The sequence below is a fragment of the Streptomyces europaeiscabiei genome, from assembly GCF_001550375.1.
Classification (GTDB): domain Bacteria; phylum Actinomycetota; class Actinomycetes; order Streptomycetales; family Streptomycetaceae; genus Streptomyces; species Streptomyces europaeiscabiei.
Window position 1 is genome coordinate 1 of record NZ_LRTR01000266.1, and the last position, 5,288, is coordinate 5,288.

The following is a 5,288-nucleotide window of genomic DNA, read 5'->3' on the forward strand; positions in this document are numbered from 1 at the left end:
CGGTCCCGCCGTCGTCACCGGCATCGACGTTCGCACCCGCGCCGGCGCCCGCCCCCACCACCGGCGCGGCCCCGGCCCCGGCCTCCGTGGCGGCCTCATCCAGCTCCCTCGACGAGAACGACCTGATCCTCGTCCTCGACGCCGAGGGCAGGGTCGTGGAGCGTTACGCGGGGTCAGAGGGTCTCCCCGCGTTCCCGGCGCTCACGCCCGCCCGGCTGAAGGCGTACGCGGGCCGGGCGAACCCGTCGGCGTTCGGGGAGAGTTACCGGGCGAAGGTGGTGCGCGCGCCGGAGGCGGACCGGAGCCACGAGGGCGGCTACATCGTCACGGCCAGGTCGACGGCGGACGACCGGCGGGCGGTCGAGCGCCTCCTCCAGGTCGAGACGGCCGCCGCGCTCCCCCTCCTCGCCACCGTCCTGATCGGCGCCCGCCGCCTCGGTCGCCGCGAGGTCAGGGAGCGGCAGGACACCGAGCGGCGGCTACGGGAGTTCATGGCGGCCGCCGGGCACGAACTGCGCAACCCGCTGACCACGATCTCCGGTTACGCCGAACTCGCCCGGGTCGGCGACCCCACGTACGAACCCATGCGGCAGGAGGCGCTCGGCCGGATCGCCACCGAGGTCGGCCGGATGAGCACGCTCATCGACGAACTCGTGCTGCTGACCCGCCTCGACCTCGGCCAGCCCCTGCAACTGACCTGCGTGGACCTGGCCCAGCTGTGCCGCGACGCGGCCTCCGCCGCCCGCGACTGCCACCCCGGCCATCCCGTACGGCTGCTGCTCGCCCCCGGCGACCACACGGTCACCGGCGACCCGTTGCGGCTGCACCAGCTGGTCGCCAACCTGCTGGCCAACGCGCGGGTCCACACGCCGCCGGGCACGACGACGACGCTGGGGCTCGGCACGGAGGACGGCTACCGGGTGATCGAGGTCCTCGACGACGGTCCCGGAATCCCGGGCGAACTGCGCGCCCGGCTCTTCGACCCCTTCGTCCGCGGTGAGGAGACACGGGCCGCCGGCAGCGGGCTCGGCCTCAGCATCGTCGCGGCGATCGCGACGGCCCACGGCGGCACGGTCACGCTGGAACCGTCCCAACCGCCGCACCAGGGGGCGTGGTTCCGGGTGCTGATCCCGGCCTCGTCCTGACCAGCTCTGACCTGCCCTGACCAGCCCTGACCAGCCCCGACCGCCGAGCTCCACCTGTCCTCACGCACGGGTTGTGAAGGGGGTTGGACTTTGCCGACAGCGCGACAGTTTCTGATCATTCTCTGATCAAACTCCGATCTGTTCCGGAGCTGCGACCGCTTAAGTGATCAACGTATGGTGTCCCATCCGGTGCAGTGCCGGTGTGACCTCGTACAACTCCCCTCCGAGGTCGGCCCGGCATTCGCCCTGATCGACGGCTCATCGATCTACGACGAACGGAAGACGGCTCATCGACCGGCTCGGCTAACCGGGTACGTGGTGGGCCGACCTCAACTCCCCTTCCGGCCGACGCAGTTCGGCCAGATACTGCCGGGCGTGCTCCAGGGCCCCGGCCCGCCGCCCCGGAACCCGGGTCCGCAACTCCAGCAGCGCGACCCCGAGTTCACGGGCGCGTCCCGCGTCCGCGACCAGCCCCCACTGATGGTGCGCCCGGTCGACCGCCGCCTCCACCACCGGGTCCTCCGCGCGCCGCCCCGCCGCGAGCCGCGCTTGAGCGACACCCATCCAGGCCTCACAACTCCCCGCCGCGTCCCCCGCGAACATCGCCAGATCCGCCCGCACCTCCCGCCAGTGCAGCACCTCCTCCGACCCCTCCCCGAACGACCGCAACGCCCCCTGCTCCCACCGAGCCGCAAGCCCGGCCGCCTCGGAATGCCGCCCGGCTTCGACGGCGACGGCGATGGCGCTGTGCGGGTCGGAGGCCTCCGGGGGCGTGGACAGGCTCCGCTGACCCGGCGCAGCCCCCGGGAACGGGACGGGACGGGTGGGGGCGACGGGGACGGCGGGGGCGACATCGCCGTGCGGGACAACCGCGCCCGGCACCGTCGCACGCGGGGGACGCACTCCGGGCACCGTCGCGTCCCAGGCCAGCACGAGATCCCCGTAACCCCCCGTCCGCGCGAGCACCTGCTCGTGGAGCGCACCCGGCTCCGGCCGCTGTCCACTCCGCAGTATCGTCGCCAGCGCCTTCATGTACCCGGGCACGGCCACGCCCCGCCGGATCCCCGCGCCCGGCGGCGCGATCCGCCCGTACACACTCACCCCGGGCCCGGCCGACAGCGGTTGCCCCGCCAACTGCCGCCACACCTCCGCGTCGGCGTGCAGATCGACGAACAGGGTCGTGGAACCGGGCGCGCGCAGCCGCAGTTCCTCCACGATCCAGTGCCAGGGAAACGCCGTGTACCGCACGGTCGCCGGCGTCGTACGGGCCAGCGCCAGATGCACGAGCCGCTGCTTGCGGTCGAGTTGGAGCTGCCCGGCGAGGTACACGGTGAGCGGCCCCGGCGCGGTGGCCGCCGCGCGCAGCCGGGTGAGGACGGCCTGCGGCTCCAGCGGATCGGCCAGCTCGACCACGTTCGCCGTACCCGTACCGGACAGCACCTCGGGCGTGACGGCCGCCAGTACGGGAAGCACGGAGGCCGCGTCCACGAGGCACCCCTTGCCCATGGGCGAGGCCGCGAGCAGCAGCACTGTTCCGGGCATCGTTCCCTCCCCATCGATTCCCATCGGCTCCCCGTCGATCACGTACGCCAGTCAGCACGGTAACCGCTGCGCGTGCAAACGGGGAAAGGAGCGTGCGAGGAGCGCTCAATCCGGGGCCCCCGGGCCTCTCCGTATCGGCTCCGACGCCCGGCGTACCGCGAAGATCGTCGTGTCGTCGTCGAGGCCGCCCCCGGTGTGGGCGAGGACGCCGTCGCGGACCAGCCGGACCAGGGACTGGGGGTCGAGGGCGGGCGTCCCGGCGGCGAGGGCGCGGGTGAGGTACTCGCGGAGCGGGAAGAAGACACCTCTCCCGTCGCGGGCCTCCGTCACCCCGTCCGTGACCAGGAGCAACGTCTCGTCGGGGGCGAGGCGGACCGTGGCCGTCGCGGGCGTCCGCGGTGCCAGCTCACCGAGCCCCAGCGGGAGTCCGTCCCTCATGGGCAGGAGGAGCACGCCGGCGGGGGAGACCAGGAGCGGGGGTTCGTGGCCGAAGTTGATGACGTCGACGGTGAGCGAGTCGAGCCCGGTGAGGTCCGGCCCCCAGTCGGTCCGCTCGCTGCGCAGTTCGGGGAAGTCGAGGAGCACGGCGGTGGCGAAGCGTTCGGAGTCGTCGCGGCCGACGTGCGCGCAGTACCGCACGTGGCGCACCATCCGCGTCTCCAGCCGCTCGGCCACGGTGACCGGGTCGGACTCGTAATAGGCGGCCTCGCGGAACGTGCCGAGCAGCACGGACGCCGCCTCCACCGCCGCGAGCCCCTTGCCCTGGACGTCGCCGAGGACGACGCGGGTGCCGTGCGGGCTGGGCTGGATGTCGTAGAAGTCGCCGCCCACGCGGGCCTGGCTGTCGGCGGCGAGGTAGATCTCCGCGTGGTCGAGGCCGCCGACGTCCGGCGGGAGCTGGCGCAGCAGGATACGGCGGGTGGTGTCCACGACGGCCCGCATGTGCATCATCCGCTCCTGCCCGCGCAGCCGTACCGCGCAGGCCAGCACGGACAGGATTCCACCGAGGGCGACGAGGACGAAGTCGGGCAGGCCGTTGCGGTACTGGTGGGGCCATGAGTTGTCGCCCACGAAGTACATGAGCAGCGAGAGCGCCGCGAACAGCGCCGTCGTCCGCACCCGGCAGACCGCGGCGGCCACGCCCGGTACGAGCACCAGCCACGAGATGATCCGGAAGTCGCCGCCGGTGTACCAGTCGACCACCGGCACGGCGAGCAGCACCACCAGCGGCGGAAGCCAGGAGATGTCGCGCCCGCGGACCCGCAGCAGCTGCAGCCGCTCGACAGGGTCCGGCTCCCGGCGCACACGCGGCACCGGCATCCGCATCCGCATGCCCCACAGCGAAACACGCCCCCGGGCCCCCCGCATCCCGACCACCCCGCGCCGCGCCGCGCCGCCCGGCCCTTGATACGGCCGCCGCCCCCGCGCCCCGGCGCTGTCACGGTTTCCGTGTCACGGCTTCCGTGTCCCGACTTGCCAGGGGCCCGCCCCAGGTGTGCTCTGGTAGTCGGGGCGGAGAGTCGCGGGGGAGGGAAGAGAGGAGTGCTCCCATGGCGCATGCGGCACCCACTCCGGGCCGGCCGGTGATTCCGGGCAGGCCCTCGGCTCCGGCCAGGCCGGCGGCGCCGGCCACACCCGATGTCTTCAGCGAGCGCACCCACGCGCTCGCGAACCGGATCCTGCCCGTCGTCCTGGGCCTCGTCTACGGCTACTGGGCCGCGGCCATGAACCGCGACGCCGGCCCCATCACCGGCTGGAACCTCCTCTTCGGCTTCGTGACCGCGTTCGTGTTCGCCGCGCTCCACACCGCCGTACTGACCGTGGCCCCCCGTCTGCGCCGCGAACTGCGCGCCGCCGTCTGGGCCGCTTTCGCGGGCTGTGCCTTCGGCTTCCTCTACAGCCAGGCGTCGCAGCACAGCGTGCTGCGCTGCGCGGCCATGTCGCTCGCCGTCGCGGCGGGGTTCCTCGCGGCGAACTTCTACCGCTACTACACGCACGAGGACGCGACGGGCCACCGGCTGCGGTGACCCGGGCCGCTCAGCCCTCCTCCACTCCCCGGTACCGGCCCCTCGGCACCCCCTTCGCGGCCACCCTCTGTCACCCCCCTTCCGCCGGCGGCCGGTCTCCCCGTTCGGCTTGTCCTGCGCCGCCATTCGCAGTCACGTGCGGCGGGAGCGCTCGCGCGGTGGAGGTCGGGGGTCTTGCCTGGAGGGGTGTCCCACGATGCCCGCGGCACCCTGTCGGCCGTACTGACCGTGTTCGCCTGCCTGCTCACGCCGGTGGGTGCGCTGGCCGCGTGGACGACGTACGAGATCGCGGACCGGACGCGGTACGAGGCGGTCATGGCACCGCTGGCCACCGACCCCGCCGTACGGGAGGCGCTCGCGGACGCGGTCGCCGCCGGGATCCTGCGCGAGGTCCGGGTGGGGCCGCGGCTGCGGCGACCGGTGCGGGACTTCACGCATGACGCGGCGCGCTCCTTCACACGGACGGAGGCGTTCCGCACGGCGTGGCTCACGGCGAACCGGGCGGCGCACGACGCGGTGCTGACGGCGGTGCGCGAGGAGGGCGCGTACGGCGGGGGCGCGGGCGGCGTCGAGG

4 protein-coding genes and 1 pseudogene are annotated in these 5,288 nt (G+C 73.7%); 3 read left to right on the plus strand and 2 right to left on the minus strand.

The genetic code is table 11. The features are described 5' to 3' along the window. The coding region (locus AWZ10_RS12710) for a sensor histidine kinase (RefSeq protein ID WP_060891107.1) at positions 1-1,145 on the plus strand (1,145 nt) is incomplete at its 5' end. A gap of 303 nt (positions 1,146-1,448) precedes the next feature. Here AWZ10_RS12710 and AWZ10_RS12715 read toward each other — a convergent pair. Further along, the gene (locus AWZ10_RS12715; RefSeq protein ID WP_060891109.1) at positions 1,449-2,687 is read right to left on the minus strand and encodes a hypothetical protein; all 1,239 of its coding nucleotides are present in this window, start codon (positions 2,685-2,687) and stop codon (positions 1,449-1,451) included. Between the two features lie 105 nt (positions 2,688-2,792). Next, positions 2,793-4,019 carry a PP2C family protein-serine/threonine phosphatase gene (locus tag AWZ10_RS12720; protein WP_060891108.1) on the minus strand — a complete coding sequence of 409 codons (1,227 nt, stop codon included), beginning with the start codon at positions 4,017-4,019 and terminating at the stop codon, positions 2,793-2,795. A gap of 218 nt (positions 4,020-4,237) precedes the next feature. Between AWZ10_RS12720 and AWZ10_RS12725 the strand changes: the two genes are divergently transcribed. Continuing rightward, positions 4,238-4,714: a hypothetical protein gene (locus tag AWZ10_RS12725; protein ID WP_173531747.1), complete on the plus strand. Its 477-nt coding sequence runs from the start codon at positions 4,238-4,240 to the stop codon at positions 4,712-4,714. A 186-nt stretch (positions 4,715-4,900) separates the two neighbouring features. Then, positions 4,901-5,288, plus strand: a pseudogene (locus AWZ10_RS12730) (hypothetical protein); the annotation flags it as partial.